Origin of the sequence: Bergeyella anatis (genome assembly GCF_036016955.1) — a bacterium.
GTDB lineage: Bacteria > Bacteroidota > Bacteroidia > Flavobacteriales > Weeksellaceae > JAYWXI01.
Window position 1 is genome coordinate 1 of record NZ_JAYWXI010000022.1, and the last position, 15,731, is coordinate 15,731.

Here is a 15,731-nt window from a genome sequence, read left to right on the forward strand (position 1 = left end):
TTCACAATGAGCAACCATATCTGTAAGCGTATCGCTTTTACTAATTACATCTGCCCAAAGTTCCAAAGTTTTTTTCAGTGTCTGACGCTCCTTAGCTTTATTTTTTTCGCTCAAGAATATCTTTCTTCTGGCTTTTCTGTCAGGATTAAGATTTTGAATATTCTCTATAGAAGTTTCTAATAAATCAAATCCTCCATATCTAGCTAATTGATCTAAGCTTTTCTCTATTGAAACTTGTTCTCTTTGTACCGATTGAGTTTCTTTTATTTGTGATTGTTTATTTTCTGCCATAGGATAAGATTTTAGTGTTGGTTAAGTTCCTCAATAAGATTTTGTAACGACTGTATAAAAGCTTTCTTGGCATCAGGGTCTTCTAATGCTGCTTTTAAAATTTTGTTAGTCTTTAATTGCTTTACAATCTTTTGATACTGATCTTTCTCAGTATTAAGACCAGATAAAAACTCACTTTGATTTGTAATTCCTTTTACTCCAAAGTCCCCTAAATTTTCAAATTTTAAGGTTTCCATCTTTGTAGCACCTTCTGCATCTTCAAAATCAACTTTGAGTTCAGGCTTGAAGTGTTCAAATACTTTCTCAACAGTAGTCAAACCTTCTACTAATTCAGGCTTGATAGGTTCGTCAGCTGTCAATTGCTGTGCAATTAAAGTCCTGTTAAATGGAATTTCTGAAATCGATTCGTTTGCATCCATTGGAACTTCGTTCCCGCCTATTCCTTTATTTGAAATCATAAGCAAAAAATTTTTATGTTAGTAATAATGACTATGGTAAAAATGCATTTGCACATTTTTCTCCCTTTCAAATGTAATATAATTTTATTATACAACCAAATTATTTTTTGTTTTTTTGAAAAAAAATACTTATGAGAATGCCCTATTTACTGCTCTAAAATTTCATTGATAAGAAATTATATACTGGTTTTCTATAATATAATTCATTTTGATTATCAACTCATTAAATTGATTTTTTATACGATTACTTACTCTGTGAATTTTGTAATTTTGCTATATTTTAATTTACCTTCAGTTTAAATTTCCTATATTGAATGATTCAAAGGGAATAATTCCGAAATTTTTTATTGTTAATTCTGATGTTTCTTCATCTCCTGAAGATTGTTGAATGGTGATTGTTGAATATTTGTACAAATAAATTTCATTTTTTTGTTTATTGTATTTAAAAGTGGTAAAACTTTTAACAATATTTCCACCTCCACCATTGGCTTGCTCTATGGTAAAATAATTATCCTTTACCTTAATATCAGAAAAACCAGATGCGACATTATTTGGATAGTAAGGCTCAATGATATTGCTGTTTGTTAAAGTACGAAATGAATCATCATTACTCAAATGGATAACGATTTTATATTTTTTGAAATCTGATGGTTCTGGCGGTTGGCTATTCCACTCTGTACCATAAACAAGTATTTTATCCATTTTCTCATCTTGGTTAATGTCCGCTGTCTTTTCAAAAAGTATCTGATAACCCTGTCCTTTTTGAGATGGTATAGGTTTATTTTGAGTTATATTCTCTGATGTAAAGTAATTAGGAAACTTATTAGTAAAGTATTTTGAATCAAATATTTTTGGAAGGACATTTGATTTTTCATCACTAATTTGCTCCCATTTTTTGTCTTGAGAATTGTAATAATATATTTTTGCATTAGTTTCGTCATCCAAATAAACACTTTCCTCCGAACAAATAGAATTCGTTCTTAAAAACCTCGAGGGAACATAATAGCAAAAGATAGCATAATCATTTAGGTTACTTTTTATCTTTTTTTCAATTTTAATACTTTCTTTTTCAAAATCTAATTTATCTATATCGTAAGTATTTAAATAGTCTTCACTCCAAAACACTCTAAGCTCTGGCGATTTAGGAATATAATGAATGGTAAAATAACCATCATTACAATCTAAAAAGGTTTGTATCGGATGGTCTGCGAGTGTAGATTCATCTACAACTAAACTGTATTCCGTAAAATATTTTTTATCAAAAAAATCAATTTGATTCTGCGTAGAATCTGTGACAGATTTTTTGCCATTCTCCTTACAAGAGCAAATACTCAACAAACTGATTACTAGCAATAAAACTATTATTTTCATTTCAATGAATATTTTAGACCATTTCTAAGGTAACAAAGTTTGTTTAATGATTTTCTATAAATGCTCCTTATTTATTATTTTTAGATTAAAAAACTCCTCTATTTATCAACAGAAATTTTATGTATTTCATCTCGAGAGTTAGGAATTAAAACACTATGCAAATAAAACTTATCGTTACTTTTAGTTAGTGTCAGCAATGGTGACAATGTATTATTTCCACCTGCGAGAACCTTTTTTGTATAAAATTCTATAGAGTCTTTTTCTGAGGTTGCAACCATACCTCCAACATATTCTTGATAATTATCTTCTTTAGCGTATCTTTTTCCATTTTCATCGGCAAGCCAACTTCTATAAATACAACTATCTGGGGCGATTAAAACCAATTCTGTAAAACACATCGATTCTCTCCCCCAGCCATCTATCAAGTCTTCTTGTACTAGTTCATATTTACCCTTCCACTGATTAAATAAAAAATTTGAGATAAATTCATCGTTTTCCTCATATTCTATGCTATCATTTTCATGAACTATAGTTTGAGTATTTTTATTCCATTCATCCTCTATAACAGTTTCATTATTGTTATTAACAGAAGAAATATTGTCGTTGTTTCCTTTACATGAATTTATCAATAGGTATAGAATAAATATAACCGTTAGTTGTAATGTATTTTTCATTAATAAAATATTTAAGTTTTTCTAAGTTACTGATTAAATTTATTAAAATCAAATCTTTGAATAGCTTCTTTATGTGAAGATTTATTATCAAACTTTCAATGCATACCTAAAATTTATTTAGTAATGCTTCTTTTTTGCTGCCTTATCTTGATCTTGTGTGTCGTAAGGATTAAGTTTTACAAATCTTGCAGGATTAGTTCTATATTTCCTTCCCTTTATTCCCTTTACGTAAGGATCCATTACAGTAGCAATCTCCATATGTAAATGAGGCGCTCTAGTTCCACTTGCAATTTTTCCTGTAACACCAGCAATCCCTATAATAGTACCAGCATCTACTTCTCTCTTTTCTTGTGCATCTTTTGCTGTAAATAATACACTATCAAGATGCATATAAATTAAGTAAACTTCATCACTTTCTATAATATCTTTTCCCACCCATTCATCCGGATATTGAATTGTATAATTTACTTTTTTCTCTTGTTCTAATAAGTCTTTAACATTTTGCACTTTAATTCTTATAATCCAACCTGCATTTACTGAATATCTAACCTCGTAAATATTTCCTTTCAAACAGGAATAAACCTTATCTTTACCTGGAATAGCAAAAAAATCGAAACCTCCATGATATCTCTTTTTACCATTAGAATATCTTCTACATTCACCATATGTCCCACTTGATGGTTTTACTATTCCTGAATAATTATATTTAGTTAAACGAGGGTTATCAACTGGATCATGCCAAATATTAGATTTTGACTTATCTATATTGCTTTCAGGTAGACTCTGACATGAAAAATCAATTTCTTTATTAATTTTATTACCTCCCTTATTGTACCATTTTTCTATTTCTTTTGATATTTCCCACACGTATGTCTTTCCCTCCTCATTTTTTCCTTCTTTATGAAAAACGGGGTTTTGTTCATATCCTCTATTTCTCACCCATTTTGTGTTTTTTATCACTTTACCTTCTTCATCAAAATCTAATTTAAGATTTTTATCAAAAACAACATGGTTACTTTGATTTCCTTTTCCACAATCAACTGGCATTAAAATAGCTAGATAAAAATCAGCTAAAGTATTTAATTTTCCTTTAAATGGTTCAAGATAGTATTCAACATATGTTAATTGTTCTAACTTCGTCATATTTTTAAGATTTCCTTTATTTCCTGAACTAATTTGTGTTCCTTTTCTTCTATTAATATCTTTTGCAGCATCCGCACCAATTTGTATTAAACCTGTGTATCCCAATTTATTAACAATGCTTGGATCAAATGTTCCTCCAGTTTCTAGAGCCATAACAGAAGTTAAATAATTCGGATTACAATCAAGTCTATTTGATATTTCAAAAATTTTTTTCCTTTCTTGACAGGTAAAATGTCTCCCCCAATTCAATGTATTTAACTTACACACACATACATCATCTTTTTTCTCTTTCTCCTCCACTTTACTATATCCCACACTAGAAGCACTTTTTCCTTTTTCTACTTTCATCAAACCATCACTTGTAACCCCAAACTTTTTGGAGCTTACCGAAATATCTAAAGGAATAACCTCTATAAAATAGTTTTGATAATCATTATCTGTATCCCCATATTTAAAATCAATCCCTTTTTTAAACATCGAATGTGTAATGGTAATCTCAGGAGTATCTGCCCTATTAGAATTTAATTTTATCTTGCCACTACGATAGATTTCATCACTATAAGTGGTATCATACTCCCATATTACATATTCAATATGTTTACCACTCATTCCATTCGATAAAATACGTACTTTTACTTTGTCTCCAACTGATATTCTTGATACTCTTTGCCCCAAAACATTCACAAAGTAAGCATCTATAATTTTACCTTGTGGATCTTCTTTTTTTAATATTCTTGATTTTCTAGTTGCTGGAAATTTAGGAGTATTTTCTTTTGGAGTAGATGTGGTTGTTTTCTTATGTTTTGGAGATTTCGTGGTTTTTGATTTGTAATCTGGATTCACAACATTTACATTGACCTGGCTGGAACCTTTTATCTTGCCATAATAACTTGCCGTAACATAGTATTCATGATTTTTACCCTCATCCTTACTACCTCTCATAGAATAACTATTAGCAATGTTTTTCAAAACACTTGCATGAGAAAGTAATCTTATCTGTGCTTCGGCAATCCCCTTAGCATTTACTTTTGCATTAAAAGATACATCAAGCCTATTGTTTCTATTGATTTCTGCGTTATGTCCTCCACCTGGTGCATCATCTTCCCATAAATGAAATTCTACTGTCTCACCAAACATTGCTGTACAATATGCTCTTGCGGTTAAAGTATCTGTATAATGGGCTTTATTAACATCGCTTGCTCCTTTGTTAAATAAAATAACTCTTTCTATTTTAGGGACTCTGCTACTTGTAGGTACAACTATAAGTTCCGCAAAAGGCTTTGTTATTCTATTTTGGCTAAAAACATTTTGGGTTTCTTTATTTACTACTATTTTGAACTCTGTACCCAAAAAGGTCTCACCAAATTTGTAAGTAACTTTTTCTCCTTTCTTTGGACCTTCTTTTTTTGTTATATCTAACCATTTGCCATTTTTTTGTTTCCTGAATAAGTACCACAAAAAACTTACATTAGTATTTTTCAAAAAACTATTGCTAAGCAAATCATTAACTTGATATATTTCTTTAACTCCAACTACAGGGCTTTGCTTTCCTATAATCATAATTGAATCCTTTTAGTTATTTATTCGTAATCGTATAGGTATGTTTCATCTTGTTCGTCTTGAAACTCTTCAAAGTTCATGATAGGATTATAAACTTGCTGCTCTCTTGCATTAGCTTTCTGTACATGAGTTTTACCTGCCTCACTTTGTTGTCCATGCTTAAAAATTGTAATTTTACCTCCAGAGGTACACATCAATTCAGAAATTTCGGTTACACATTTTTTACCTAATATTTTTACTTTATCATAAGTTTTTGTCCACTTTCCTGCCGGTGCAAAGGCACATGGTAAATATCCGCCACTTGTAGGCTTTAATTTACAGTTGCCAAAAGGCATAGCGGGAGGGTCAAAGGTTAAATCATCTTCTGTTACTGCTAAATAGTCTGCCTCACCATTTTCATCATTCCAATAATGTTTTTGGTGAGAGGTTACTTTAAATTTTGGATATTTAAACCCCTGATTGCATTGACACATTCCTTTTTGGATAACAAAATATTTTCCCTCATGCTCACTCGAGCGATTTTCGGTAGAGTTTTTTTCTTCTTCTTTTTCATCATCTGTCTTATTCTCATCATTTGTCTCAGAATCATTTTTATCTGAATAAAATTTATATTCTGCAAGACCTCTTGAAACCAGTTGAGTTATTTTAAAAATATCTTCAGTCATAACTTTTTAGAATTAAATACTCTGTGGAAAAAAATTTAATATATAATAAAGTAATAAGATTAAAAATCCGATATACATAATTTTTTTGAGCAAAGAATTGCTTTTTCTGAATAGAAATAGTAAAAAAATGATTGCTGGAATAAGGAAATATAAAATACTAAAAATATTATTATTAAATATAGACCAATCACCTCTATACCATCTCGTCCATACAGTTGGTTTTAGTTTTGAATTTTCAATATAAATCTTCCATTCTTTTTCATTTTTAAATAATTTTACATGTTCTGTTGATTCATTAATCACTGCATATGAAAATTCCATATTATCAGTCCAAGAATTAACAATAATGCAGATAATATGATCTTTGTAAAAGTACCATTTAAAAATATTATCAACCGTATTCCCACTTTTAAAAACTAATGATATATCATTAAAATTATTCATTTCATTCCCTCCAGGAGTAGTTTGTCGCCAATCAGTAACTCCTATAGCAAAAACTATGTATGAATAAAAAAACAAAAACAATGAGACTAAATATTTCACTTTCATACCTCTATAATTTTATATGAACTCCTATAACAAATGGCTGATACTTTTTAGGATTATTTATATTTTTATAATGTTGTAATACAAACATTGCTACTAGACCATCAGAGTATGATTTCATAGTATTACATGCATCATCCCAACCCGCTCCAAACGTATCGTAAAAAAACACATCTGTTAGTTTTGTTCTAAAGGTATTACTACCTTTTTTGTATAATTTATATTTTACAATAGCAAGTTGTATTCCTCCCAATATTGCTGCTGCATCATCATTAGTCATGAAGACTTCAGATATTCCATAGTACGGTAATGCAATATCTTTGATTCTTAAAATCTCATATGTACCGTCTTCCTTTTCTTTTTTAAGGCACCCGTCTTTAGCTTCATTATTAATTTTACTATCAAGAGCTTTTTTGAATTCATCAAATTGATCTGAATTTTTAATTTCATTTGCAAGGTTAGTAGAACTAGAAAAACTAAAAAGTTTTCCTTCACCTGAAAAAAAATGTTCAGCAAGTTTATTGGCATCAGATCCTGTATCTGATAATAAGTACAATGTACTTTTAAACTCTGACTCTAACATTGAAATATTCCACTTTTTTATAGTATCTAACCTTGATTTACTAAGTCTAGAACATATCTGCTTCTCCTTTTCTGTACTTGGATTATCCATAGAGACCATATCATAAGATATTTTCCCAGAAGTATTAGTTATAGCATATTTATTATCCGACAATTTTTTTATATTATTCGTTCCAACGAGTATATAGCCTTCTTCAATTATTTTACTCATATCTTTCTTCTTAAAAAAGAAAAATTTATTTTTCCACTAATGTAATAAAAAAATCATTGATTTTTCATTTCTAATGTTAAAAAATGTTTTAGGTACAATTCTCCGTGATTCCAAAGCACTATTTCGGCTGTTATTTTTTCTAACATTTTGCTATCTTCACTAAGAGTATAGTAGAGTTCAACTTCTCCATTTATAGCCTCTTTTTGATTTTCTTCAATCTTAACTCCTTTCAAAATTTCTTGTAGGCTATAGTTATCATCTATTGTTCCTTTTATTTTAATGGTATTATTATCTTCAAAATGGTGTGTTGAATTGAATTTACACTCTAATGGAAAAGAATTGGGAACAACATAAAATGTAGCTTTCCATTCATTTTCCTCTCGTAAATATTTCCTTTCAGGAAATAACAACTGATACAATAAAGTGGAACGAATTTGATTGAAAATATAAACTTCATTTTTGATGGTGCTATAAAATTTATTTATATAATTACTGTATATTTCCCCAATAAAAAAATCTTCGAAATCCTTTCTGTTGCTTTCAAATTTGTTAATAATAGCATCGTGATCATACAATTGAGATAGCTTGCCATTATTCAAGACTACCAGTTGTATAGGTGAGATGCTTTTCATACAAGCAAGGGATATCAAACTTATTTTATCATCTGGTATTTGTTTATCTTTTTTGAAATTATGTGTTTGTACTTCGAATACCAAGCCTTTGTCATTCTTTTTCTTAAAAGCAATAGAAACATCGTAAGTAATAATTATTTTATCTTTATCATCTTGCTTTATGTGTTCTGTTACTTCGTAATTGGGGAAATAAAAATCAGTATTCAAATAGGAAGATGGCAACCTAAATATTTTTGCTAACTCTTGCTCATACATTTGAATTTCTATAATTTTTTCATCTGAAGGAATATGTACTTCTCTAATACCTTGAAGGTCTTTTTCTATAAGGTGTTCTAAATCACAATAAGTATTATGATGACGCCTCAACGCTTCACGAGAAATGTTCAACTTTTTAGCTATTGACTCTAATGTATCTCCTCTTTGGACTTTATATAGGTTTGTCTTCATAATTACTTTTTCCTAATTACTTGTTCTATTATTTTGAAATAACTATTGCTTCACTTTAGCCAAAAATATCTAACTTTGGTATATTTTTTATATTTTCCTTCTTCATCTAGGTAAATTTCTAATTTCCAAAAATCAATATCCTTTTTAGTCAATAAATCGTTATAATTATATGTAAATATTGCGATTTCATCTTCATTGTCCCAATCCCAAATATGTGGCAACTTGTATTGTGAAATATGATTTTGTACATACAATTTATGAATATCTCCATCTAAAGTTACTATTTTTCCTAAATAACCTATCTCTTTATTATGGGTATGAAATATAATAGTGGGACGAGTAAAGTTATAAACAAAATATATGATTAGAACGATTAACAATGTCAGAAAAAAGTATAAACTTTTTTGAATATTATTTATTTTCATTATTGTAGCATTTATGTTTTTTCTTGCTCTCTTTTAGAGGAGCAATCTCTAAAGCATCTAAAATATCTTGTGCTGTCAGCTTTTCTGCATACTTGCCATATTTATAATATAACGAAAACCCTATTTTTATAGCTATTTTATCATCCTCTGTATCCTTAGAGTTCCCTCCAGAACTATCTATTATTTGGGCTAAATCAGCTCCATCTAATAATGTGTCTTCACTGAAACCAACGCTTAATCCAACATAACCATAGTGTATATTAGACCACACATCATAAAAGTAGTCATATTCTCCATACTTATGAAAATAACTTTTATATGTAACATACTTTTTAGAGACATTTGAATATTCCCTCCTTTCAATTGCAAATTCTTTAAAATTATCTCTTATTATAGGTTTATGATCCCAAGGTCTATTCTTAAAAACTCTTTCTGTCCATAATATTCTAGCTTTTAGCAAATTTTGCGGTTCAGGCTGACTTAAAAGTTGTCCCAATATATTTCTACTTTTCCATTCTTTGAATCTTTTTTCATATTCCTCATATGATGCATAATACCTTATACTCCCTGCTATATTACTCTGTGTATTCTTTTTTATTTCTTGCTCGATATATAAAGCTACATTTCTTGCTCCATCTATATGATCACATTTCCCAACCTTAGTCTTAGCACTCACACTTTCTGTAGGCTTTTGTAAGTAAGGCATTACCACAATTTGTTTCCCTGCCCACTCTTTTTTTATTTTGAGTTTAAGACTCATTCCTTGTTGTGATTGTTTCTCCTTTTTATCATCCACTTTTACTACCCAACGAATTCGTTTTTTATCTTCCTCTGTCGGCTGTATATTAAATCTTGTTACTTTGTAGGTAATTTCCTTCCCTGGGAGTGACTCTTTCTCACCTTTTACCTCCACTATCAGCACAGTAGAATTTTTTTGTAAAGGTACCTCTTCAGGCTCTCCATAAGTAACCCCACCTTCTTTTCCTACTTGTATTACCTTAGAGCCAATATTCACTATATCCTCTTTGGAATATCTTTTATAGTTCCCTCCAATGATTTTCGTGATATTCCCTTTTACAATTCTTGTTCTACTCATAATAATTCATTTTTAAAAATTATTACCTTTTTCTGAACTATTATTTTTAATAGATTTTTTAGAGTGTTGTTCATTAGTTCCTGTACTCTGTGTTACAATATTTCCATCACTTACTTCATTTCGTTCTTGTTTTGTTTCACTATGTACATCACCCTCTATTATTTCTGTTAGTTTCCCTGTGATGAACATATTAGCATCACCTACTACAGAGGTGGTTTTAATAGCTCCTATATTTTCAATATGGTTTAATCCTATACCATCAGACTTATTCATTCCTACATTGGTTGTCATATTCTGCCCTACATTGATATTCAAATTTTTACAATTGAGTGTCATGGTCTCTGGTGCTGTTATGTTTATATTACCCCCCCCATGGTATCCAAATGTATTTCATTACCACTTTTATCAGTTATGATAATACTCTCGTCTTCTGTAAACTTAACGATATGTCCACTTCTGGTTTGTATCACTTTTATTACATAATCATTCTATTATTTTGTTTAAACCACCCTATCCATTCTTTAGGACAATCGTATTTTAATAAATATTCTTGTTTTTGATTGAGATCGAGACTTTCCCAGTATGGAAGCCAATTTCTTATACAATAATCTTCTTGTATTCCTTGATTCCATCTCGGAGCACCATAAAACATATCAGGAAAAACCACCCACGGTGGAAGTAATTCGTTATATTTAGCAATTTCAATTTCGAAAGTTTCTTTCTCTGTCCTGTTATTGAAACTTATAGAAATGTAGTAAAGCTTATTTGAAATTTTTTCACACCTCACTCCTCTAAAAAGTAATCTTTTGTCATAAAAAAATTGCTTTAATGTTTTATCATTAATTACTTTCATATAATGATATAATTCTGCAGGTAAATAAAAATGATACCAAACTTTTCTCTTGAATAGTTTTAACATATTATATTTAGTTTTCATCTATTTGATCTGCTATCCAATCTGCCCCAAAATAGCCTGCTGTTCCAAAAATAATTGCTCCAATCGCTCCAGTAATAATCGCCCCTGGTCCTGTTTCTATTCCTATTGCAGCTCCAGCTATTCCTCCAATTTTTGCACCAGCAACTGCACTGCCCCAACCTCCAACTTGTCTTATCGTTTCTGCCGCAATAGGTTTAATGGAACTTTGTTTAACAGATTTTTCCGTTGCTTGTTCTAATTCATAAGCGGTTATAACTATACCGATTATATTTAATACTCTTAGCCCTTTTGTCAATCTCATAGCGGCTGGAGATTTAATAGCATCGGCAGGGATATTTCCTTCAATTAAAACTTCTTTTTCAATATTTGATACCGCATTGATAACTTTATCTAATCTTGCTTTTGCTTCAACAGTGGGTGCTTGTTGTCTCAGCCTTTTTAAATCTGCTACAATTTCTTCAGTAGAATATATTTTACATCCAGCAGCTTTAGCCTTTTTAATGTCAATATAATGTGGTGTACCTTTAATATTAGGAGCTCCATTCGGTAAGCTACTACCAGACAAATACTGGCTTTTATTTAAACCAAAAGCATGTTCTCCTATTGAAATATTTGCTGATGGATTTGGGGGTGACATTCCAAGCATTTCAAATTTATTACTCTTAAAATAATCAAATATTTTTGCAGGTGGTGGCACTACAACTTTTCTAACTATTTTTCCTGATGGTAGTAGTTCATCTGTAAGAATAAATAAAAAAGCTCCTCCATAGTTTATTTTTTTTGACACTTTTAAATAATCACTAAATGAAAGAGGTAGTTCAACATTTTCATTATCATAACTACATGCAAAAAACAATTCTATTTGTTTATCCTCTTCCTCCTCAATCAAATTTTCTAAGATTCCTTCTAACAAGATTGTTATTACTATTTTATTGTTTTTTACTTCCCTATATCTCAAATATTTATAATCATCCCCTCCCTTAGGTCCTAATGCAATCTTATCAGAGCCTTTATTATTGTCTTTCGCTTCTCTTATTTGTTTTAAATCATCATCACAAAGCGTTGTACCTATATATTTACCATTAGGTATGTTTCTGGTTTCAATATGAAAAAATACTTTATCTCCTAAAAAAGCCTCAGTTATTTTATTTTTTCCTTCTTCATCAGAGCTCCACCATCCCTTTACAAAAACTCCTTTTTTTAATTCAGGTTCTTTTGGCTTTCCGAAATTAGTTCCTTTGTCAGCCGTAAACTGACTTTTACCTCCTGCCGAAGCATTAAACTCATCAGTATAAACCGTCCAATTATCACATTCAATAGAGTTTTTCCCTCCGACAACGCGTATGATTTTCCCTCCTGCCATAACTAAAATAAATTGGATTTATCCCCACTATTATTATTTAATTTCCCTTTTGAGTGAATGCTATTCGTTTCTTGAGAAATAATATTTTTTTTACCAGATTGATCGGTTACTTCCTTAGCTTTAGATTTTCTTTCTCCTTGAGCTACTTCCATAATATTAGCTGCCATCAAAGAATAATCTGCCACCGCATTCTGCATCATCATAGCACCTGCAAAGCTATTGTGATTCATCCCAGCGCTTTCAGTAATATTCATTCCTGCATTTACACTAACATTCATTCCCGCACTAATATTTACATTTTCTCCTGCGGTAAAAGTCATATTTTTAGGAGCATTCACATTGATGTTACCTTGTCCGTCCATAAAATAGGTGTTTCCACTTGGGTCTTCTATAAAGACACTACCTTCAGCATCATTTAGAATAATCTTAGTGCCACTCCTCGTATGGATTACTTTTTTATCATTTCCTGCGGTAGCATACCCACTTTTACTTTTTCCATTGTAGTGGCTACCGATGACATAGGGTCTTTCGGCGTTTTGATTTTCAAAAGACACCATCACTTCCTCATCTATCTCGGGGATAAAATAAAAACCTTTGCCCGAACCGCCGTGTGGCTGTACTACGCGTATCCAAGGCGAATATTCATTGGTAGGGCGTTGCCAAATAAACTGTACTCTTACTCGTCCTAAACCTTGCGGGTCGTTGTTATCCTTTACAATAGCAGGTTGGTCTTCACATTTAGCAAAAGCATTCTCATCTACATAAGGCGACACAAAAATATCAGGAATACCTACAAACTCATTCCAATAGGTATCACCATCTAAGTAATGGGTTATCTCCAAAATACGATAAATTTCCATCGCTTTATCATTGATGTCTGATAATTTGGCTCTTCCACCAATCCTTAATTTCGGTTCGCGACTTTTACCCTTCACTATCAGCAAATTCTCCCTATTTTCCTTCTCCCTCAATAGCGATTGCTCACCCATTTAAAAGCCCTCTTCCCCATTCCAATGCAGATAAATTACCATTCTAATATTTCCATTAGTCATGCCAATAATAAACATTTTACAATGACAAAACTATTTCATCATTAAATATGGAACATTACCCCAAACACTCTATCTTTTCAAATCATTGTAAAACTTCTGGGTAAAATAAGTTTTTTTCTCTCCATCAAGAATATCTTTTGTTGATGGTTCAGGTAAATTTATATTTAACTTTTCTTTATCAGAATTAAAAATCTCACCTGTATTTCCATTGACCCAAGTCGTATTTCCTAAAAAATATTCTCCTATTTTATGATTATACAAAATAACTCCATCTGAGAATATGTAATAATCATCATAAATAATTCGGAGGTTAACCTCAATTTCATTTTTATCGTTATACTTTTCAAAAAAATATTTAGCAAACATTTGAGCAGCCTGTTTCGTATCAATTTTTAGCTGTTTTTCTCTTTGCTGATATTCTTTTGTTCCATATACATAATATTTTTTTATTTCTTCTTTACAAGAAAACAGATTAAAAATTGTCATAATAAATATAAGTTTAATTAATTTCAGCATAATCTTTTGTAACAGTTAATTTAGTTCCCTTTTTTGATCCATAAGTATGTACTCCTTCTTCAAGCAAAAGCTCCAAAAATCCTTGAGGAGATTGAGTGGTATTAGTGATTTTTTTGAAAGAAATTATTTCAGAAGTATAATAATTAAAAACCACTGTACAACTTTCTATTGAAATCCTCACAGTTGTAGTACACTGCTCTCCAATAGCAGGAATAACACTATAAGTTCTCAAATCCTTATATCTCTCTTTCCACCATTTCTCTATTTTATTTTTCTCACTCCCTCTAATATGAATGTCTATCAAACATACTCTTCCTATTATACCTCCATTTTTTCTTAAGTCTTCATTTTCTAATATTGTTATAATATCATCTTTTGTTAAATTATCTGAACCGAAACCATCCCACCAAGGACGACCATCCGACATAAAAGGACTTCCTGGTTGAGGACCATAATCATAATATTCATCTCCAATAATAATACCTGTATGTCCTCCTAGCCCTTTTCTATTGAGTTTATCTGTGTGACCACTATGTGGTAATTCTATCAAAACTGTTATTATTTCTTCTTCCTCTTTTAACACCAAATAATCACTTTCCATATATGGGAGGCTAATAGTTTCTTCTCTATAGCTACATTCTACAAAAAGTTCTATTTCATCCCCCTCAAACATCTCATCTATTAGTCTTAAGCTACCTTCTCCTGTAGTCCATTCTATATACCCTCTATTTTGTTTGATAATTATTTTATTCTTTTCTGCTCCAGTATCTTTCTCAAATAGTAAAAGTTTATCATTAAAAGGCTTAAAATAGTCCCAATCATATACAATAAAATCCACTTTTTCCCCATCATCTATACCCTTAGTCTCAATATGAAATCTTATAGTATCTCCTATATGTGCTTCTTTAATAGGTTGGTCATTTTCATCTGTCCACCATCCTTTCACAAAATATTTCCCAGCGGAAGGTGGTTCTTTCGGTGTTCCAAAATGTGTTCCTCCATCTGCCGTGAAAACGCTTTTTCCTCCCGATGAAGCATTAAATTCATCGGTATATACATTCCAACTATCGCATTCTATACTACTAACACTACCTACTATTCTCGTTATTTTTCCTCCTGCCATAGTTAATGAAAATTAGATTTTTCGCCACTATTGTTATTGAATGTCCCTTTAGTATGAATATTATTCCCCTCCTCTGAATGAATATTTTTCTTTGCAGATAAATCTATAATTTCCTTCGCCTTACTCTCTCTATTTCCCTGTGCTATTTCTGTAATATTCGCAGCCACTAAGGAATAATCTAAAACTGCACTTTGCATCATTGCTCCGCCTGCTGTGCTACTATGATTAACTCCTGCCGTTTCCGTAATACTCATTCCTGCACTGGTAGATACATTCTGAGATGCTGTAATATTAATATTTTTTGCACTAATGTTTATTGTTTCTGGTGCCGTTATATTAATATTCCCACCTGTGGTGTCTAGATGAATTTCATTGCCACTTTTATCAGTTATGATAATACTCTCGTCTTCTGTGAATTTAACGATATGCCCACTTCTCGTTTGTATCACTTTTATGCTATTATCTTTTGTAGCATACCCACTTTTACTTTTTCCGTTATAATGGCTACCTATCACATAAGGTCTTTCGGCGTTTTGGTTTTCAAAAGATACCATCACTTCCTCATCTATCTCGGGGATAAAATAAAAACCTTTACCCGAACCACCATGAGGCTGTACTACGCGTATCCAAGGCGAATAT

General features: G+C 31.0%; 17 protein-coding genes and 1 pseudogene. All 18 read right to left on the reverse strand.

Features of this window, described 5'->3' with window-relative positions; genetic code table 11:
- Positions 1-291 (reverse strand): annotated as a pseudogene (locus VQ048_RS10970) (type VI secretion system contractile sheath protein TssC); the annotation flags it as partial.
- A gap of 11 nt (positions 292-302) precedes the next feature.
- The gene (locus tag VQ048_RS10975) at positions 303-749 is read right to left on the reverse strand and encodes a hypothetical protein (protein WP_327611727.1); all 447 of its coding nucleotides are present in this window, start codon (positions 747-749) and stop codon (positions 303-305) included.
- A gap of 291 nt (positions 750-1,040) precedes the next feature.
- Positions 1,041-2,120 carry a hypothetical protein gene (locus VQ048_RS10980; protein WP_327611728.1) on the reverse strand — a complete coding sequence of 360 codons (1,080 nt, stop codon included), beginning with the start codon at positions 2,118-2,120 and terminating at the stop codon, positions 1,041-1,043.
- A 98-nt stretch (positions 2,121-2,218) separates the two neighbouring features.
- On the reverse strand, positions 2,219-2,794 hold the full coding sequence (locus tag VQ048_RS10985) for a hypothetical protein (RefSeq protein WP_327611729.1): 576 nt from the start codon (positions 2,792-2,794) through the stop codon (positions 2,219-2,221).
- Between the two features lie 117 nt (positions 2,795-2,911).
- Positions 2,912-5,497, reverse strand: coding sequence for a M23 family metallopeptidase (locus tag VQ048_RS10990; protein ID WP_327611730.1), 2,586 nt, complete (start codon positions 5,495-5,497; stop codon positions 2,912-2,914).
- 20 nt (positions 5,498-5,517) lie between these two features.
- On the reverse strand, positions 5,518-6,162 hold the full coding sequence (locus VQ048_RS10995) for a DUF4280 domain-containing protein (RefSeq protein ID WP_327611731.1): 645 nt from the start codon (positions 6,160-6,162) through the stop codon (positions 5,518-5,520).
- A gap of 12 nt (positions 6,163-6,174) precedes the next feature.
- Positions 6,175-6,711, reverse strand: a complete 537-nt coding sequence (locus VQ048_RS11000) for a hypothetical protein (RefSeq protein WP_327611732.1) — start codon at positions 6,709-6,711, stop codon at positions 6,175-6,177.
- A gap of 4 nt (positions 6,712-6,715) precedes the next feature.
- Positions 6,716-7,501 (reverse strand): hypothetical protein, encoded by a 786-nt coding sequence (locus VQ048_RS11005; protein ID WP_327611733.1) that lies wholly within the window; start codon positions 7,499-7,501, stop codon positions 6,716-6,718.
- A gap of 53 nt (positions 7,502-7,554) precedes the next feature.
- On the reverse strand, positions 7,555-8,580 hold the full coding sequence (locus tag VQ048_RS11010) for a LysM peptidoglycan-binding domain-containing protein (protein ID WP_327611734.1): 1,026 nt from the start codon (positions 8,578-8,580) through the stop codon (positions 7,555-7,557).
- A 50-nt stretch (positions 8,581-8,630) separates the two neighbouring features.
- A complete protein-coding gene (locus VQ048_RS11015) occupies positions 8,631-9,005 on the reverse strand; it encodes a hypothetical protein (protein ID WP_327611735.1) in 375 nt (124 codons plus the stop codon).
- A complete protein-coding gene (locus VQ048_RS11020; protein ID WP_327611736.1) occupies positions 8,992-10,101 on the reverse strand; it encodes a polymorphic toxin type 44 domain-containing protein in 1,110 nt (369 codons plus the stop codon). The genes VQ048_RS11015 and VQ048_RS11020 overlap by 14 nt, the downstream gene beginning before the upstream one ends.
- A gap of 12 nt (positions 10,102-10,113) precedes the next feature.
- Positions 10,114-10,416, reverse strand: coding sequence for a hypothetical protein (locus VQ048_RS11025; protein WP_327611737.1), 303 nt, complete (start codon positions 10,414-10,416; stop codon positions 10,114-10,116).
- A gap of 160 nt (positions 10,417-10,576) precedes the next feature.
- Positions 10,577-11,020, reverse strand: coding sequence for a hypothetical protein (locus tag VQ048_RS11030; protein ID WP_327611738.1), 444 nt, complete (start codon positions 11,018-11,020; stop codon positions 10,577-10,579).
- Positions 11,021-11,027: 7 nt separating this feature from the next.
- A complete protein-coding gene (locus VQ048_RS11035; protein ID WP_327611739.1) occupies positions 11,028-12,401 on the reverse strand; it encodes a hypothetical protein in 1,374 nt (457 codons plus the stop codon).
- Between the two features lie 2 nt (positions 12,402-12,403).
- Positions 12,404-13,390, reverse strand: a complete 987-nt coding sequence (locus VQ048_RS11040; RefSeq protein WP_327611740.1) for a phage baseplate assembly protein V — start codon at positions 13,388-13,390, stop codon at positions 12,404-12,406.
- A 132-nt stretch (positions 13,391-13,522) separates the two neighbouring features.
- Entirely contained in the window at positions 13,523-13,939 is a 417-nt protein-coding gene (locus tag VQ048_RS11045) for a hypothetical protein (protein WP_327611741.1), read from the reverse strand.
- Positions 13,940-13,952: 13 nt separating this feature from the next.
- A complete protein-coding gene (locus VQ048_RS11050; RefSeq protein ID WP_327611742.1) occupies positions 13,953-15,092 on the reverse strand; it encodes a hypothetical protein in 1,140 nt (379 codons plus the stop codon).
- 2 nt (positions 15,093-15,094) lie between these two features.
- On the reverse strand, positions 15,095-15,731 hold a 637-nt coding region (locus VQ048_RS11055; protein WP_327611743.1), incomplete at its 5' end, for a phage baseplate assembly protein V.

What these genes read in the sequence shown, in the direction of transcription:
- VQ048_RS10990 (WP_327611730.1), bottom strand. Translation starts at nt 5,497, where the DNA reads ATGATTATAGGAAAGCAAAGCCCTGTAGTTGGAGTTAAAGAAATATAT.
- VQ048_RS11005 (WP_327611733.1), bottom strand. Translation starts at nt 7,501, where the DNA reads ATGAGTAAAATAATTGAAGAAGGCTATATACTCGTTGGAACGAATAAT.
- VQ048_RS11020 (WP_327611736.1), bottom strand. Translation starts at nt 10,101, where the DNA reads ATGAGTAGAACAAGAATTGTAAAAGGGAATATCACGAAAATCATTGGA.
- VQ048_RS11035 (WP_327611739.1), bottom strand. Translation starts at nt 12,401, where the DNA reads ATGGCAGGAGGGAAAATCATACGCGTTGTCGGAGGGAAAAACTCTATT.
- VQ048_RS11015 (WP_327611735.1), bottom strand. Translation starts at nt 9,005, where the DNA reads ATGAAAATAAATAATATTCAAAAAAGTTTATACTTTTTTCTGACATTG.
- VQ048_RS10980 (WP_327611728.1), bottom strand. Translation starts at nt 2,120, where the DNA reads ATGAAAATAATAGTTTTATTGCTAGTAATCAGTTTGTTGAGTATTTGC.
- VQ048_RS11010 (WP_327611734.1), bottom strand. Translation starts at nt 8,580, where the DNA reads ATGAAGACAAACCTATATAAAGTCCAAAGAGGAGATACATTAGAGTCA.
- VQ048_RS11000 (WP_327611732.1), bottom strand. Translation starts at nt 6,711, where the DNA reads ATGAAAGTGAAATATTTAGTCTCATTGTTTTTGTTTTTTTATTCATAC.
- VQ048_RS10985 (WP_327611729.1), bottom strand. Translation starts at nt 2,794, where the DNA reads ATGAAAAATACATTACAACTAACGGTTATATTTATTCTATACCTATTG.
- VQ048_RS10995 (WP_327611731.1), bottom strand. Translation starts at nt 6,162, where the DNA reads ATGACTGAAGATATTTTTAAAATAACTCAACTGGTTTCAAGAGGTCTT.
- VQ048_RS11050 (WP_327611742.1), bottom strand. Translation starts at nt 15,092, where the DNA reads ATGGCAGGAGGAAAAATAACGAGAATAGTAGGTAGTGTTAGTAGTATA.
- VQ048_RS10975 (WP_327611727.1), bottom strand. Translation starts at nt 749, where the DNA reads ATGATTTCAAATAAAGGAATAGGCGGGAACGAAGTTCCAATGGATGCA.
- VQ048_RS11030 (WP_327611738.1), bottom strand. Translation starts at nt 11,020, where the DNA reads ATGTTAAAACTATTCAAGAGAAAAGTTTGGTATCATTTTTATTTACCT.
- VQ048_RS11040 (WP_327611740.1), bottom strand. Translation starts at nt 13,390, where the DNA reads ATGGGTGAGCAATCGCTATTGAGGGAGAAGGAAAATAGGGAGAATTTG.
- VQ048_RS11045 (WP_327611741.1), bottom strand. Translation starts at nt 13,939, where the DNA reads ATGACAATTTTTAATCTGTTTTCTTGTAAAGAAGAAATAAAAAAATAT.